Raw genomic sequence first — 15,986 nt, 5'->3', positions numbered from 1 at the left:
TAATGAGCCATTTAGACGACTATCTTCAGCACTTAACTTTCGAGCGAGGCCTAAGCGCGCTCACCCTAAAAAACTACGCCAGAGACATCCAATTACTGGAGTCTTTGGCTGACAATACCGCTTTAGATACAGTGACCAATACACAAATCAGACGCTATATCGCCACCTTGCATGGGCGCGGCCTGAGCGGAAAAACCATTGCACGTGCACTTTCTGCCTGGCGTGGCTTCTACAACTACCTCACTCATCATAAAGGTTATACGCAAAATCCTGTCATGGGGCTGCGTGCGCCGAAATCTGCCAAAACATTGCCACAAGCACTTTCTACCGATCAAGCAGTTAAGTTTGTCGACATTAAAGGTGACGGCCCACTTGAACGACGCGACCACGCCATTTTAGAGTTATTTTATTCATCAGGTTTACGTTTGGCTGAGCTGGTGAATTTAGATATCGGCATGCTGGATTTTTCTGAAGGCACGGTAACGGTTACAGGTAAAGGAAACAAAACCCGCATCGTACCTATGGGCAGCCATGCGGTGAGTGCGATCCAAACTTGGTTGCAAAGCCGCGCATTGATTAAAATTGCAGATATCAACCCCAATGCGCTGTTTGTCACACAGCAAGGTAAGCGCATTACACCAAGAGCGGTGCAATATCGCGTAAAAGAATGGTCAATCAAACAAGGCCTCAATATCAGCATGCATCCGCATTTGCTACGCCACAGCTTTGCAAGTCATGTGCTGCAATCTAGCCAAGATTTACGCGCTGTGCAAGAAATGTTAGGCCATGCGAATATCAGCACAACACAAATCTACACGCATCTTGATTTTCAACATTTAGCCTCCATATACGATTCAGCTCATCCAAGAGCGAAAAAGAAATCCTAACTTTGCATCATTATGTAAGGAGGATTTCTTATCCTCACCGAACAGAATTGACGAAGATTGAATTTACAGTACCGCACTTAAGAATACCTGACGCATTTATCTCGCAACGTTGCGAGATAAATATGGCAAAATGGTAATTCAAAAGATTTTATAATACAAAGGAGCCTTTCTCATGGAACATACTTTACCTGCACTACCATACGCAAAAACTGCCCTAGTACCGCACATTTCAGAAGAAACTTTAGAGTTTCATTACGGCAAACATCACCAAACTTACGTAACAAACTTGAACAACCTGATTAAAGGTACAGAATTCGAAAATGCAAGTTTAGAAGAAATCATTAAAAAATCTTCTGGCGGTGTTTACAACAACTCAGCACAAATTTGGAACCACACATTCTTTTGGAGCAGCATGAAGCCAAACGGCGGCGGCGCTCCTACAGGTGCTTTGGCTGATGCGATTAACGCAAAATGGGGTTCTTTTGATGATTTCAAAAAAGCATTCCAAGCTTCAGCTGTTGGTAACTTCGGTTCAGGTTGGACATGGCTTGTTAAAAAAGCAGACGGTTCAGTAGACATCGTCAATATGGGTGCAGCTGGCACACCACTCACAACTGGCGACAAAGCATTGTTGACTATTGACGTTTGGGAGCATGCTTATTACATCGACTATCGCAACGCTCGCGCTAAATTCGTTGAAGTGTTCTTAGCTTCATTAGCAAACTGGGATTTTGCAGCAGCTAACTTTGCTAGCTAAAATTAAGTAAGTATTTCTGCAGAATAAATACGTAACTTTTCGATCTTAATTCGCATTATGTAATAAAAAAGCCTTAGAATTTTTCTAAGGCTTTTTTATTATTACTTGATTATTGGGTGTCCAAACTTGACTCAAAGCGACAAAGTGCGATTTGTCAGGTTATATTATTTTCTGCGATTTATCCTTTGAGACGCCTTAGCAATTCTAGCCTTTCATTTTTTATTTTTATTTTTCTCGCCTAACATCTTGGTCTGATGGTATTGCGTGGATTTGAGCTGAGAACTCATCTTGGTAACCTTCATGAAGCGGGGGTCGTCTACAAGTATGTTTAGTTCTTTTCTATACTTCTCAGCGCCCTCTCTCGACCCTTGAGTTAGTTCATTACATATATAAATCATTAAATCCTCTGATCCTCCTTCGTAATCTTTAACAGGCATGGTCAATGCCTATCCCAATAAAGTTCTCAGCATCAGGAAATTTAAACTTCGCTCATCTACAATATCCATGCAACATTGCTGCCCTACGTTGCCTGTGCTCATCGTAAGTATACTTATCGAGCTTTGGATAAGTTAAGAAATCAGTGGTCGTACCCATTTCATCCATAACGACTTCTAGAGAGAGAGAGCTCATACCATATATAAATAACGTACTTGCTGTAATCAAGCAACACCAAGCACATTAATCTTGCTGAAAAGTGATGTGTTTATCTGAAAATACAATAACGTCCAACTTTAGGATTTATTCTAAAGTGTTTTTGAATTAGTGCTTTAGTCTCAGTTGTTTCAAATAGCCACTCTACTAAGTCTTAATACATCGTACTAACCCCCATTGAATTCTAAAAGTAATCGTTCCAATCAACTCTTCTAAAAAGTTAACCATGTTGTGAATCCAATCTGCTGTTGGTGAGCTAAGATAATTTCGTAGTAATTAACTAAAAAGCAAATGCTGTCAGCTTGGGGTCAGCTTTGCTCTATAAGATGTAATCAAGGGTGACAGATAAAAGCTTCAAACAAGTGTCAGCCAGTAATTCCTAATGCAGTCCCTATTTTTACTTTATTCTTTGGAGATTTAAATGAACAAATTTTTAGCAACATTATTGGCTGGCGCATTTGCATTAACATTAGGTGCATCAGCATTTGCCGCTGACGCAGCTAAACCAGCCGAAGCGGTAAAAGCGACTGCGAATAAAGCCGCTGAGCCAGTTAAAGTCGAAGCGGCAAAAGTAGCTGAACCAGCTAAAGCTGAAGCTACAGCAGTTAAGCCAACTGCTGATGCTAAAGCTGCACCTGCAAAAGCTGCGAAAAAACATCACTCTAAACATACTAAAAAAGCAGTTAAAACAGCAGCACCAACTGATGCCGCAGCCGCTTTAACTGGCAAATAAAATATAGAAGTCAGATTTAATTCCAGTTAAATTAAAGTGTGTGATGGGGGTAGAGAAATCTACCCTTTTTTTCAATTAGACTTCGTATGAGAATAATTTAGGACAAACAAAATGGATGCCGCGATTTGAGACCATTGGCAGATGCGGTCAATAATGGTGATTTATTTGCATTGAAACATGGTCTGGTTATAGCGGAGGCTCTGATTTGGACTATAAAGCAAAGTAGCATTTACTTTCTGCAGATACTAACGGTGAAACTCTCGGCATTGCTGTATTTAGATACGCTAGCACAAAGTCATTTTTGTTTTACCTGCACCTAGTGCTGGAAATAGCTATCCACCTGACATTTAAATTGAAGACGTTGTCATTTCCGCAAATTGCAGTCCTGTAGAAATCGGTCTTGTCTTGCGCTTAGCTTTAGTCGCTGTAATGGATAAATGAAACTTCGCCATCGCCTACATTTGCAAATAAAAAAAATTTACCGAATAGGTGCAGGCGGTCTAAGTGGTTCTGCTAGCCTCAGCAAAAACAACAGCTAAGATTTCAGCGTTGGTCGTTTATTCTTACTTTTTAGGTTAGGTCTTACTCCATAAAATTCTGAATGTATCAGCCGCCACTTAAGGACTGGAATATATAAATTGTTCCGTCATCGGGTGTACGATCAGAGAGTTTGATTTTATCAATCACTATGCTGTCATTAATGCTGATATTCACATGCCGACGTAACGCGCCGTGTTCATCTAGCACGTAATCGGTAAAGCCTGGGGCAATCTCGTTGATGGCGAGCAAAATTTCTGCGACTGAGCCGGCTGGCACGGTGATTACTCGATCTTTTAATTGTGGAAAGAACCGGTAAAGATGTTGTGTCATTTTTACGCTAGGCATGGCGTTCAGCCAAATCGTACTGAGTAAATCGGCGGAAAATTGTTACCTAGGCATTGCCATGTTTCACCACGGTCTTCTGATAGGTAAGCATTTCCACTCGTACTGCCAAAACATAAACAGTCACCCGACACATCAAACGCATGCCTTAAGACGATGTCATAGGCGTTTTCTTGGGGCAGGCCATCTCGAAAAGTTTGCCATGTTTGCCCGCCATCGGTCGTACGTGCGACAAACAAACCACCATCAATCGCCATGCGTTCTGCATCTGCACGCGCTGGTACTACCCATGCGGTGCGCCCGTCATTCGCATCCGCCGCAATTGGAAAACCAAAATTGACATCAAGATCTGTTCTGCTGACCTTTTTCCAATTCTTTGCGCCGTCATCACTGTAAAAAATACCGAAGTGGTTTTGCTGCCAGAGATGATCCGGCTGACTAGGGCAACTCGTCACAAAGTGCGGGTCGTGACACCACTCAGATTCTGGATTCGGCATGTAATCATTTAACATGCCATGGTTTCGGCTGTGCCAGTTTTTCCCACCATCGGTGGTCTCGATAACCCCTGCGGTTGAAACCGCAATGTGCATATGATTCGGATCGCGGGGATCAACAATGATGGAGTGAATGCCGGGTTCAAAAATGCCATAATCAATACTTGCAGGCGTGCCGTTCCAAAGGTTGACTGATGTCGCATCACCTGCAAACAAATCACCACCGCGGCTTTCATGGTTCCACAGCGGTCGGTTGAGTTCCCAGCTATCGCCGCCATCATCGCTCACAAATAATCCACCCGGGATAGTGCCTGCATACAGCCTGCTAGGCTGATCGGCATTTCCAAATGTAATATTCCAGATTTTGAACACGGTAGCATCGGCATATTCTGGATTGGCGGAGGGAGACTCTGGGTTGAAATCTGGCGTAGGCAGGTATTTGACGATATAGCGCGCCCCTTTGGGGTATTTGAGAGATGTAATGTCGTTCCAAGTTTTACCACCATCGCGAGAGCGAGACAACTTAGGTCCCCAATGCCCATGGTCTAGGGATGCCCACAAGGTACCGTCACGAGGATCACGTGCCACGTAGCACACCGGAACACCCGCATGCGCGATTGGGCGAGGCAGCCACTTAGCGTTTACACGATCGAATATGATGGTGCCCTTGCGAGTACCCAGTAATATCATATCAGACATAAATTACCTCCAAATACATTGTTAAATCATGTACTAACGGTGAAATATAGCACTATGTTAAAGCGCGCGCCACTAGTGAATATTTACCCAATACAGCAAGGCATTTCAACTGATGTATACCTAAGTATCCAGCCATGACTTTGGGACTGCTTCAATCAGGTAGTCCACAAAAGCTCTGACTTTCTTAGTGATAGCATGCTTATCTTGGAAGCAAGCATAAAATTCCAACGGCACACTATCAGACTGTATCGATTCAGGGTTGTGTGGGTTAGCTTGAAAGAGCGCAACCAGCCTACCTTTTTTGATCTCTTCATTTGCAATAAAAGCCGCTAGACGCGCAATTCCCGCTCCTGCAATGGCAAGGCTGCCGAGCGAATCAATATCGTTACAAATGATGGTTGGTTTTATTTCAGGCTCATATCGCAGACCGTCTCGAAGAAATCCCCAACTCAATATACGACCATCCACAGGCATGCGGAATACAAGACAATCATGTTCTAACAACTCAGCTGGTTCTTTTGGGAAACCTTTTCGTGCCAAATATGAAGGTGAGGCGCAGAAAAGAACAGGGACTGTGGCAATCTTTCTTGCAATCAGTCCGGGTTCTAGTTGTTGTTTAAATCGTATGCTCACGTCGATGTCTTCAGATATATGATCTGCATTACCATCAGTCAGAATCACTTCTACGGAAATATTTGGATATTTGAGAGTAAATGCTGGGATCAGCGGCATAAGAACGTGCCGACCAAATGCCACTGAACATCCAATCTTTATTCGTCCTTGAGGCTGCCCTTGGAACTCAGTTATTGCGTATTGGGCTTTGGCAAGGCCTTCAATAATGTTTCGGACTTCAGCGTAATACAACTCACCACTTTCTGTCATGGCAAGCTGCCTAGTGGTTCTGATTAATAATCGTGTTCCCAGCGACTTCTCTAAACGCTGAATGTTCTGGCTAGCAGCTGCAGGCGTGATACCTTGCAATCTTGCGCCTGCTGCAATGCTTCCGCCCTGTACGGCTTTTACAAAGCTTTCAATGCTTCTAAGTGTATCCATTTGCTATCGACCCAATATCTCATTCGATAGTTTATCTATAGAGTGATTCAAGAGTCAATCGTCTACTAAACTCTTTCGGATATGAATATAGTGACATCATCAATTTGGAGATCACTATGAACAAACTTAATAAAATACCCAAAAGATTTACGCCCTACGTCTTTGCGTTTTTCATGGCGGGGATTATGGCTTTTTTAATGTCTATGGTAATCGTAGCAGCCAGCAGCGGAGTTGAAGACGGATACCCATTACGCGTCATTCACTCATACGCACTCGCCATGCCTGTGGCATTTTTCTGTGTATTAATCGTTAGACCAGTTGTGGTGCATTTGGTCGCATTATTTGTACGGCCCAACTAATTTATAATCAGCGATGTTTCCTGATAGCAAATGGATTGCCCAAAGCTGGCTGGGCATCACACAGTTTCTAATAAAGCAGTACTGTATTTGCAGAATTATGATTTTAATGGCGAGGTAACTAAATCACCGATCAGTGATTAAACTTACTTGTATTAATGTCATCAACAAAATCCAAAGTTGCTGAGAGGATGCTGTTTGCCTAAAGCACTGCTTCGCAAGAATTTGCAAATTTAAATGGCTGACCATTTTTTTGCTAATTGCTGAGTTCTAAATTTATCTACAATAAAATCAACAAATACTCTAGTTTTAGCAGGCATGAGTTTTTTTGCCGAAAAATATAACGACATGACACCATGCTCTGTATACCAATCTGGAAGCACTCTCACTAATTTTCCACTTTCTAAGTGTTGAAGTGCATGTGGCATAGGCACATGTGCGATACCTAAGCTAGCCATTGCTGCATGACATAGTGCCTCTGGATCATTTAACGTAACTCGCGGTTGTAGTTCAATAGTGGCTTGATTACCAGCAACAGTTTTCAAATTCCAAGGTGTGATTTGATTGCTTGTTTGTGAGTATCTAACAAGTGCATCTAGCTTGTATAGCTCGGCAGGTGTTTGTGGCATAAATTTGCTTTTAAGATAAGCTGGCGATGCTACTAACACTAAATGTATTGGTGCTAGCTCCCGTACCACTACACCCGGAGCTAGCACTATGCCACCACCAATTGCCACATCAAAGCCTTCCCCTATCAAATCTACCTGACGGTTATCAAAACGCCAGTCTGGTTTGATTGCGGGGTAGAGCGTAAGAAACTCTCCTAGCAATGGCAGAATATGATCACGGCCAAAAGCCAGACCCAAAGCAACTTTCAGCGTGCCTGCAGGTTGTCCACCTTCACGACTTGCATTTGCTATAGCAGTCTGAATTGCGTCTAACCCACCAGTTACTTGTGCTAAAAAATGTTCGCCAGCTTCTGTCAGTTTCAGGCTGCGCGTACTACGATAAAACAAGCGTACACCTAAATCCGCCTCGAGTTTTGCAACATTTTTACTCACGCCACCAGGAGTCATACTTAATCGGCGGGCTGCTGCAGAAAAGCTGCCTAACTCAGCACTACGAACAAACGATTCGATACTACTTAACGTTTCCAAAGACTCTCTCCGCTTTATCTTGTACTAATAGTATAAAGTAATTGTAGTAATAACCATCTATTTTATGTGCAATCGTCAGCGCATACTCCTCACGTACTCAAGTCTATTATTAATTAAATTAGGAGATTTATCGTGACAAACGCATCTAGAAACATTAACCAAAATTTTCAACGCCTTGCTGGTAAAGTGGCAATCATTACGGGTGCAAGCTCAGGCATTGGTCGAGCGACTGCAAAGCTCTTTGCTAAAGAAGGGGCTAAGGTCGTTGTCGCTGCACGTCGAGAAGCTGAACTGACAAAGCTGGTTGCAGAAATTGTTGCCGATGGCGGGGAAGCGCTTGCGATTGCAGGCGATGTGCAATCAGAAACATTTTCTAAATCACTAGTCGCACTCACAATAAAAAGTTTTGGTCGCCTTGATATTGCATTTAACAATGCAGGTACTTTAGGTGAAATGGGGCCTACAACTGAAGTATCTGAAAAAGGATGGAGCGATACACTTGCAACAAATCTGACGAGCGCCTTCTTAGGGGCCAAATATCAAATTCCAGAAATGGTCAAACAAGGTGGCGGTTCAGTCATTTTCACTTCGACTTTTGTCGGTTATAGCGCAGCCTTTCCAGGGGTGGCAGCTTATGCTGCTAGCAAATCAGGTTTAATTGGTTTAACACAAGCCCTTGCGAGTGAATATGGACCTGCTGGGGTGCGAGTAAATGCTGTGTTGCCTGGCGCAATAGATACGGATATGTACCGAGAAATGAATAACACAGCGGAATCACAAGAATTTATCAGCAATCTACACGCACTAAAGCGTGTAGGTAAGCCAGATGAAATTGCAAAAGCGGTAGTTTATTTAGCATCTGATGATGCCTCATTCGTGACAGGTACGGCTTCCTTAGTGGATGGTGGGGTATCTATTACGAGAGCCTAAAAAAATAGTTTCTTTCTTTAAAAATACTCAGATAATTATGTTAATAAATCACAAATAATTATCTGAGTTCAGCCTCACAAAATAAGTGTTAATTGACTAGTCTGCAACAGGGCTTTTGTATCTAGATAACCAATGAGCATAGGGCGGTGGTAGTACCCAGGCTGGATCCTTTTTACCTAAGACCTTTGCGGCATGATATGGCCAATTTGGATTCTCTAGGTGAGCCCGTCCTATCATCGCTAAATCTAACTGTTCATTGCGTATGGCTTGATCGGCAAGTTTTGGTGTACCAAATCCCCAAGCAGACGAAACGGGTATCTGAGCCTCATTACGAACTCTCTGAGCGATAGGCGCCATAAATGCAGGACCCCATGGAATATTCGTATCTGGGATAGTGAATCCCACGCTGACACTTAGCATGTCCAGCCCAAGTTGGCGCCATTCTTTAACCAGTTGAATGGATTCGCTCATGGTTTCTTCATCTTTACCATCGAATTCCAGCACGCCGAACCTAGCTGTGAGTGGCAGGTTATCTGGCCAGACATTCCTGACTGCCGCAAGCGTCTCACGTGTGAATCGGGTTCTATTCTGAAAGCTACCACCAAACTCATCCGTGCGATGATTGGAGTGAGTCGAAGTAAAGCTCTGAGCCAAATAGCCATGAGCAAAGTGCATCTCTAACCATTCAAATCCAGCCTCTTTGGCACGAAGTGCAGCGGCAACAAAATCACCTTGCACTCTTTTGATATCATCAACAGTCATTTCACTCGGCACACGAGGGAGGTCACCACCAAATGCGATGGCTGATGGCGCTATAGGCTGCCATGCACGAGAGTCGCCAGCGGCAATATGGTCATCGCCTTCCCACGGCACATTAGCACTTGCCTTACGACCAGCATGCGCAATTTGGATGCCAGGTATAGCACCAGCAGCTTTTATTGCCGCTGCAATTTCACGCAGTTGTTCTGTTTGAGCATCGTTCCATATTCCCAAGCAATTAGGGGTGATGCGCCCCTCTGGTGATACAGCTGTTGCCTCCACGATGACTAGGCCGCTTCCACCACGGGCTAGACTTGCATAGTGCACTTTGTGCCAATCATTCACTAGGCCATCTTCAGCCATGTATTGACACATAGGAGGAATAGCAATTCGATTTTTTAACGTAACATCTTTTAATTGAAAGGAAGAAAATAAATCTGCCATAGTGATCCTTTGATTGTTATTCAGGTAATGGCTAGTAAATTAAGCCAACTTTATTATTCCAATGTTCCAATATAATCGAACATTGGAATAATATCAAGGGATGTGGTAAATTTTGTCTATGAGACAGATTAAACACCCCGCCATGGAGCAAGTAGAGTTGATTGAAATTCTCTATGCACTAGCAGACCCTACACGCATGGAAATTGTTGTTCGCCTCGCCAAGGCAGGCAGAAAGTTAACATGCGGGGAACTTGACCTGAATCGACCAAAATCAAGCATGTCGCATCACTTCAAAATATTACGTAGCGCGGGTCTTGTTGAAACGGTCGTTGATGGCACTGAACACATGAACTCTTTAAGGCTAGCAGAGATCGAGCAGAAATATCCAGGTGTTCTTGAGTCTGTACTCAAAGCCACACAAGATTCTGCTGCCCCTGATTCCCTTTGAAAAATACTGCCTAGACTTACAATGTGTTAGCTAGCTTTCGGTGACTCTATTGGGTCGTCTATCGGCAGAAGCAATCTGAAGCGTGGTCATTTACAATGCCAACGGCCTGCATCCAAGCATAAACAATAGTTGGACCGACGAATTTAAATCCGCGACGTTTCAGCTCTTTCGATATTTCCTCTGAAAGAGGCGTCATGACAGGAACACTTGATCCGTTGCCATTAAGCACTTTTCTTTCAGTGAAAGACCAACAAAAGTCACTAAAACTTTCGCCACGCGCCTTCATTTCACAATAAATTTTTGCACCTGCAATAGTTGCTTGAATCTTGGCGCGTGCGCGAATGATTCCTTCATTATTCATGAGTCGATTGATGTCATCTTCATTGAAATTTGCAACTTTCACGGGGTCAAAGTCTGCAAAGGCTTGACGGAATGCCTCACGTTTACGCAGCACCGTAATCCAAGATAGTCCGGCCTGAAAACCTTCCAGCATCAGCATTTCCCACAGCATGCGAGAGTCTCTTTGCGGGACCCCCCATTCAGTATCATGATACGCTTGCATAAGCGCATTACTTTCAGCCCACGTACAACGTTTTTGGTGCTTAATTTCAGCTGGATTTAAGTGATGACTCATTTTTTAACCTGAAGCTTTAGAATATATATTAATTGTAATAGAACCAGTGAATTTAGAGGCGAATAGATGCCGATTTGTAGCACTTGCTTTGGGGCGGTTTTAAAGATTTTTAAAACCCTAAAACCAATACAATTTATATGTGTTCTTCAGACATTCTTAATTTAGTTATAAATCATGGAATTGGCCGCTAAAACTATTACTGATGTCGCTATGGAATTGATATAAGATTAAAGTAAACTTAATTGACGCAGGCAAAAAAGTTGTTTGGCAGTGACCACGGGCTTTATTGATGAATCTACAAATAAAAGATGACACGAACATTGCCTTGGGCCTGACCTGGCGTTATGTCTTTGCTCTGACTCTGATAGCTGCTTTATCAACATCTGCATGGTTTAGCCTTGAACTGATCATCTCTAGACAAAAAAGCACCGCCGCAATAGTCAATATAAGCGGACGGCAGCGCATGTTAAGCCAGCGTACGGCTCTGCTCTCAAATTTATTAGTCCACGCACAAGCAGATCAACGTCCAAAAATTCACCGTAAGTTAAGGGAGAGCATTGAGCTGATGTCTCAATCTCACTTTGCGCTGATACATGGTGACAAGCTGTTGGGCCTGCCCTCTACTATGTCTGAAACAGTCAATGCCATGTACTTCAAAGGCGAAAATCCACTGAATACTCAAGTTGACGAGTATGTAAAAAGTGTTGATGAGTTGCTTGCAGCTGACGATAAGAATTTGACAACTGATAATGCTACTTTACTCCTCATCACGAATACGGCATTGACTAGACTAAGTTCATCTCTAGACAAAATGGTGCATCAGTATCAACTCGAAGGGGAAGCATCCATAGTCAGGTTGGAAAAAATAGAAACGCTGTTATGGACATTGACTTTATTATTACTAGCGTTTGAAGCGGCGCTGATTTTTTATCCATTTACAAAATTTACAAAACTGGCAATTGAAAAGTTACATCAAATCACGCGTGAATTAAAGTTTCATGAAGAGTATCTTGAAACTATTATTGAGCAGCGAACAGTGGAGCTTAGCATTGCTGCTACTGCATTCGAGTCTCATGAAGGCATATTAGTGACAGATGCCAATAATGTCATTCTTCGTGCAAACCAAGCATTCCTAAAAATCTCTGGCTATAGCGAAGAAGAAGTCATCGGGCAGTCACCAAGATTATTTCGTTCTGGAAAACATGAAGTTAATTTCTTCGATGCTTTGTGGAATAGTATAAATAATACAGGTATGTGGGAAGGCGAAATATGGAATAAGCGCAAGAATGGTGAAGTGTATCCAGTGCATTTAACCATTACGGCAGTTAAAGCTAACAATGGCAAAGTGACTAACTACGTATCGACACTGACTGATATCACCGTGAGTAAAGCAGCCAGTGATGAAATTCAGCGGCTTGCATTTTATGACCCACTTACTCAGCTACCTAACCGCCGGTTATTAGTTGATCGGCTTAATCAGGCGCTGGCTAACAGTGCACGTAGTGGTCAGAGAGGCGCCTTACTATTTCTTGATCTTGATCATTTCAAAACGTTGAATGACACGCTGGGTCATGACATAGGTGATTTACTGTTAGAACAAACTGCTACGAGGCTGTTGGCTTGCGTACGAGAAGGAGACACGGTTGCTCGCATAGGTGGTGATGAATTTGTAGTGTTTATAGAGAATTTAAGTGATCAGCCATTTGATGCTGCTGCTCAGGCTGAGATAGTAGGAGAAAAAATATTGAATGAGTTGAATTTACCCTATCTGCTTTCTTCACACAGATATTTCAATGCCTCAAGCATCGGAATCACTTTATTTAATGGGAGTGAATTAGAGTTAGAAGAGCTACTCAAGCAGGCCGACATTGCGATGTACCAAGCTAAAAAAGCTGGCAGAAACACATTGCGTTTCTTCGATCCCAATATGCAAGAGGTAATCAATGCGCGTGTCGAGCTAGAGCGAGATCTACGCCAAGCCATTGAGAATAAAGAATTTCAACTCTATTATCAATTACAGGTTGATGGAGATGGACGCTCATTGGGAGCAGAAGCATTGATTCGTTGGAATCAACCTAAACGAGGTTTGGTGTCGCCATTTAACTTCATACCATTAGCAGAGGAAACGGGATTGATTTTACCTATTGGACAATGGGTATTAGATGCTGCCTGTTCTCAGCTCAAAGCTTGGGAGCAGAATCCACTTACAAATCATCTTTCTTTATCAATTAATGTTAGTGCTCAGCAGTTCAAACAGGCAGATTTTGTGTCGCAGGTGCAAACCTCTGTTCAACATCATGCAATCAATCCAAACCTGTTGAAAATTGAACTGACTGAAAGCATGTTGTTAGATAATGTTGAACACATCATTATCACAATGGTCGCATTGCAGGCTATTGGAATACGCTTTGAGTTGGATGATTTTGGAACTGGTTATTCATCGCTTCAATACTTAAAGAAATTGCCATTGCAACAGTTAAAGATTGATCAATCATTCATACAAGACATTACTGAGGATAGTAGCGACCAAGCGATTGTTAGAACCATTATCGCGATGGCACGCGGATTAAACATAGATGTCATTGCGGAAGGCGTAGAAACAGATAATCAATTAGCTTACCTAAGAAATTATGGATGTAACCATTTCCAAGGCTATCTATTTGGCAGACCCGCGCCAATCAATGAATTTGAGACTTTACTCGAGAGTAGCCGACGTTATCCAAGGGATGTCCTCTTAAGAGGTTTAGCCGGCACTAAGTGAAGTTGAGTAATCAAAAAAGGCCGCAATTGCGGCCTTTTGTATTTTCATTCTCTAAACCAAACTAACTCAATAGCACTAAGCCCCACACCACCAACACTATCGTCAGCGCAAAAAACACAGCGGCACTACCAATATCCTTAGCGCGCTTTGCTAGCGTATGGTGCTCAGTCGAAGTATGATCTACCGCTGCCTCAACTGCAGAATTCAACAGCTCAACTATCATCACCAATAATACACTGGCAATCATCAGGGCCTTCTCAATTGAGGTTTTACCCAAATAAAATGCCAATGGAATTAACACTATGGCTAAAAATACCTCTTGCCGAAATGCATCTTCATGCTTAAACGCCGCTTTAAAGCCTTCTACTGAATAACCAAATGCGTTAATCAAGCGACGTAAACCAGTTTTGCCTTTAAATGGACTTTCCATACTAGATTTCATGTTTTTCTAGACTTTCTTCATTAAATAATCGCGCAATATTAGCATGCTTACTCGCAGCACTTAAAGCCTTGCGTTATCATAGTGCTTTTATTCAGTACATAAGGCATTAAAAATGGCACGCACAGTCAATTGTATTAAATTAGGCAAAGAAGCAGACGGCATGGACTTTCCTCCATACCCGGGCGAGCTTGGCAAACGCATTTATTTAAACGTAAGCAAAGAAGCATGGGCAGCATGGCTAAAACAACAAACCATGTTAGTGAATGAAAATCGCCTAAGCTTGGCAGACCCTTCTGCACGTAAGTATTTGACCGAGCAAACTGAAAAGTACTTCTTTGGTGATGGCGCGGATACAGCTAGTGGCTATGTGCCCGAAAAGCACTAAACTTACACTTCATTTGTAAACAATATTGATTGTTAATAGCTTTTACTGAGTCATTGAGTTAAATTCTTAGATTGAAACTATTTCAAGTTTCTATTCAAAAATTTTAACGACAATTTATCGAAAGATATGAAATGACTATAACAAAAAAATACATGAACTCTTTACTTGCGGTTTTTATACTTGCTTTATCAGGCTGCTCAACAATGCAAGATGTTGTGAAAGCAAAAGAAAGTGGCTCAGAAGGCACAACACAATCTTATCAAGTAACTGAAAATCAAGCCTGGGACATTGCTAAAACAGTATTTAGATGGGAAGGTTCTGATGCAATTGAGGAGCATAAAGATCAACACTATATGCTCACCAGCAGTGGCATGAACATGGTTTCATACGGAGCAGTAATGGGAGCATGGATCACACCGATTAATGATTTAGATACAAAAGTTACAGTTGTTACGAAGCGTAGGTTAACTTTAAATGTAGCGACAACTCTAACAGAAAGTACTTTTCACAGAAGATTTGCTCAAGCAGTTGAAATAGTAAAAAAAGGTAAACCTTTACCTGCGTCAGCACCATAAAATTTACTGAAACAGCTGGCGTAGGGTGGGCTCTTGCACCCACGCGTACTTACTTAGTTAATCTGCAGCGCGTGGGGTTAAACCCCCCACCCTAAAAATACAACTGATCCAAACCACATAAAGATGCCTCTGAAAGCCGCATGAATATTGGCTTGCAGAGGCATTATTTTTAATGCAAAAACTTATCTTTTGCTAGCTTACTTTTTATAAGTTTTTACACCATCCGCAGTTGCTAACAACAACACATTCGCTGGGCGCGCTGCAAACAAGCCGTTTGTGACTACACCAACGATTTGGTTGATTTTTGCTTCCATCGCAACTGGGTCTGTAATATTCAAACCATGCACGTCGATAATCACATTGCCGTTATCAGTTGTGAAGTTACGTAATGCTGGTTGACCACCCAATTTAACCAATTCACGTGCAACGTAGCTGCGTGCCATTGGCAATACTTCTACTGGTAGAGGAAATTTGCCTAATGTTGGCACGTATTTAGTTTCATCGCAGATACAAATGAATTGTCTAGCTACCGCTGCTACGATTTTTTCACGTGTTAACGCACCGCCGCCGCCTTTAAGCATGTGTAGATGCTCGGTAATTTCATCGGCGCCATCTACGTAAATATCCATGCCATCGATATTATTCAAATCAAATACTTCAATGCCGTGAGCACGTAAGCGTTGCGCAGTGGCCTCGCTACTTGCTACTGCGCCTTCAATTTTGTGTTTTACTTTTGCTAATTCTTCAATAAAGAAGTTTGCAGTTGAGCCTGTGCCCACGCCGATGATGCCTTCTTTTACATATTCAACCGCTGCTTTTGCGACTTGTTGTTTTAATTCGTCTTGTGTGTATGCCATTTTGCCTAAATCCTCTACAAATTCTTTATAATGTAACCAACTCAACATAATACACTGCGCCAGTAAATTTAAAAAATATTGG

At 42.4% G+C, this 15,986-nt stretch carries 17 protein-coding genes; 9 read left to right on the top strand and 8 right to left on the bottom strand.

The genetic code is table 11. The annotated features are described in order from the left end of the window. Nucleotides 1-2 precede the first annotated feature (2 nt). The 3 genes from xerC to M301_RS01030 all read left to right on the top strand — a co-directional run bounded on the left by xerC (nucleotide 3) and on the right by M301_RS01030 (nucleotide 3,028). Nucleotides 3-887: a tyrosine recombinase XerC gene (gene xerC, locus M301_RS01045; protein ID WP_013146903.1), complete on the top strand. Its 885-nt coding sequence runs from the start codon at nucleotides 3-5 to the stop codon at nucleotides 885-887. A gap of 172 nt (nucleotides 888-1,059) precedes the next feature. Next, entirely contained in the window at nucleotides 1,060-1,644 is a 585-nt protein-coding gene (locus M301_RS01040; RefSeq protein ID WP_013146902.1) for a superoxide dismutase, read from the top strand. A 1,072-nt stretch (nucleotides 1,645-2,716) separates the two neighbouring features. Next, nucleotides 2,717-3,028: a hypothetical protein gene (locus M301_RS01030; protein ID WP_013146901.1), complete on the top strand. Its 312-nt coding sequence runs from the start codon at nucleotides 2,717-2,719 to the stop codon at nucleotides 3,026-3,028. A 606-nt stretch (nucleotides 3,029-3,634) separates the two neighbouring features. On the opposite strand, the gene M301_RS01025 is transcribed toward M301_RS01030, so the two are convergent. From M301_RS01025 to M301_RS01015, 3 genes are all read right to left on the bottom strand, one after another. Further along, nucleotides 3,635-3,913, bottom strand: a complete 279-nt coding sequence (locus tag M301_RS01025) for a MoaD/ThiS family protein (RefSeq protein WP_013146900.1) — start codon at nucleotides 3,911-3,913, stop codon at nucleotides 3,635-3,637. A gap of 5 nt (nucleotides 3,914-3,918) precedes the next feature. Beyond that, nucleotides 3,919-5,103 (bottom strand): WD40/YVTN/BNR-like repeat-containing protein, encoded by a 1,185-nt coding sequence (locus M301_RS01020; RefSeq protein ID WP_013146899.1) that lies wholly within the window; start codon nucleotides 5,101-5,103, stop codon nucleotides 3,919-3,921. 120 nt (nucleotides 5,104-5,223) lie between these two features. Next, nucleotides 5,224-6,156, bottom strand: a complete 933-nt coding sequence (locus M301_RS01015) for a LysR family transcriptional regulator (RefSeq protein ID WP_013146898.1) — start codon at nucleotides 6,154-6,156, stop codon at nucleotides 5,224-5,226. A 116-nt stretch (nucleotides 6,157-6,272) separates the two neighbouring features. Between M301_RS01015 and M301_RS01010 the strand changes: the two genes are divergently transcribed. Continuing rightward, nucleotides 6,273-6,515, top strand: a complete 243-nt coding sequence (locus M301_RS01010; RefSeq protein ID WP_013146897.1) for a DUF2798 domain-containing protein — start codon at nucleotides 6,273-6,275, stop codon at nucleotides 6,513-6,515. Between the two features lie 230 nt (nucleotides 6,516-6,745). Here M301_RS01010 and M301_RS01005 read toward each other — a convergent pair whose 3' ends face one another. Further along, a complete protein-coding gene (locus M301_RS01005; protein ID WP_013146896.1) occupies nucleotides 6,746-7,669 on the bottom strand; it encodes a LysR family transcriptional regulator in 924 nt (307 codons plus the stop codon). A gap of 132 nt (nucleotides 7,670-7,801) precedes the next feature. Here M301_RS01005 and M301_RS01000 point away from each other — a divergent pair, with 132 nt between their 5' ends. Beyond that, complete coding sequence (locus M301_RS01000) at nucleotides 7,802-8,599, top strand: SDR family oxidoreductase (RefSeq protein WP_013146895.1); 798 nt, start codon at nucleotides 7,802-7,804, stop codon at nucleotides 8,597-8,599. Between the two features lie 96 nt (nucleotides 8,600-8,695). Here M301_RS01000 and M301_RS00995 read toward each other — a convergent pair whose 3' ends face one another. Further along, nucleotides 8,696-9,802, bottom strand: a complete 1,107-nt coding sequence (locus M301_RS00995; protein ID WP_013146894.1) for an NADH:flavin oxidoreductase/NADH oxidase — start codon at nucleotides 9,800-9,802, stop codon at nucleotides 8,696-8,698. A 118-nt stretch (nucleotides 9,803-9,920) separates the two neighbouring features. Here M301_RS00995 and M301_RS00990 point away from each other — a divergent pair, with 118 nt between their 5' ends. After that, nucleotides 9,921-10,250: an ArsR/SmtB family transcription factor gene (locus M301_RS00990; RefSeq protein WP_013146893.1), complete on the top strand. Its 330-nt coding sequence runs from the start codon at nucleotides 9,921-9,923 to the stop codon at nucleotides 10,248-10,250. Nucleotides 10,251-10,308: 58 nt separating this feature from the next. Here the strand turns inward: M301_RS00990 and M301_RS00985 are convergent, their stop codons facing one another. Then, the gene (locus tag M301_RS00985) at nucleotides 10,309-10,884 is read right to left on the bottom strand and encodes a DNA-3-methyladenine glycosylase I (RefSeq protein ID WP_013146892.1); all 576 of its coding nucleotides are present in this window, start codon (nucleotides 10,882-10,884) and stop codon (nucleotides 10,309-10,311) included. A gap of 289 nt (nucleotides 10,885-11,173) precedes the next feature. On the opposite strand from M301_RS00985, the gene M301_RS00980 reads away from it, so the two are divergent. Beyond that, the gene (locus tag M301_RS00980) at nucleotides 11,174-13,645 is read left to right on the top strand and encodes an EAL domain-containing protein (RefSeq protein ID WP_081439402.1); all 2,472 of its coding nucleotides are present in this window, start codon (nucleotides 11,174-11,176) and stop codon (nucleotides 13,643-13,645) included. A gap of 61 nt (nucleotides 13,646-13,706) precedes the next feature. Here the strand turns inward: M301_RS00980 and M301_RS00975 are convergent, their stop codons facing one another. Continuing rightward, on the bottom strand, nucleotides 13,707-14,087 hold the full coding sequence (locus tag M301_RS00975; protein WP_013146890.1) for a diacylglycerol kinase: 381 nt from the start codon (nucleotides 14,085-14,087) through the stop codon (nucleotides 13,707-13,709). A 112-nt stretch (nucleotides 14,088-14,199) separates the two neighbouring features. Here M301_RS00975 and M301_RS00970 point away from each other — a divergent pair, with 112 nt between their 5' ends. Both M301_RS00970 and M301_RS00965 read left to right on the top strand, forming a co-directional pair. After that, a complete protein-coding gene (locus M301_RS00970) occupies nucleotides 14,200-14,472 on the top strand; it encodes an oxidative damage protection protein (protein WP_013146889.1) in 273 nt (90 codons plus the stop codon). A gap of 131 nt (nucleotides 14,473-14,603) precedes the next feature. Then, nucleotides 14,604-15,047, top strand: coding sequence for a hypothetical protein (locus tag M301_RS00965; RefSeq protein ID WP_013146888.1), 444 nt, complete (start codon nucleotides 14,604-14,606; stop codon nucleotides 15,045-15,047). Between the two features lie 197 nt (nucleotides 15,048-15,244). Here M301_RS00965 and rpiA read toward each other — a convergent pair whose 3' ends face one another. Beyond that, complete coding sequence (rpiA, locus tag M301_RS00960) at nucleotides 15,245-15,904, bottom strand: ribose-5-phosphate isomerase RpiA (protein WP_013146887.1); 660 nt, start codon at nucleotides 15,902-15,904, stop codon at nucleotides 15,245-15,247. Nucleotides 15,905-15,986: the final 82 nt, after the last annotated feature.

The sequence above is a fragment of the Methylotenera versatilis 301 genome, from assembly GCF_000093025.1.
In the GTDB taxonomy this organism is placed as follows: domain Bacteria; phylum Pseudomonadota; class Gammaproteobacteria; order Burkholderiales; family Methylophilaceae; genus Methylotenera; species Methylotenera versatilis.
The sequence above is the reverse complement of the archived record's forward strand: the minus strand, read 5'-3'. Positions and strand labels throughout refer to the sequence as shown.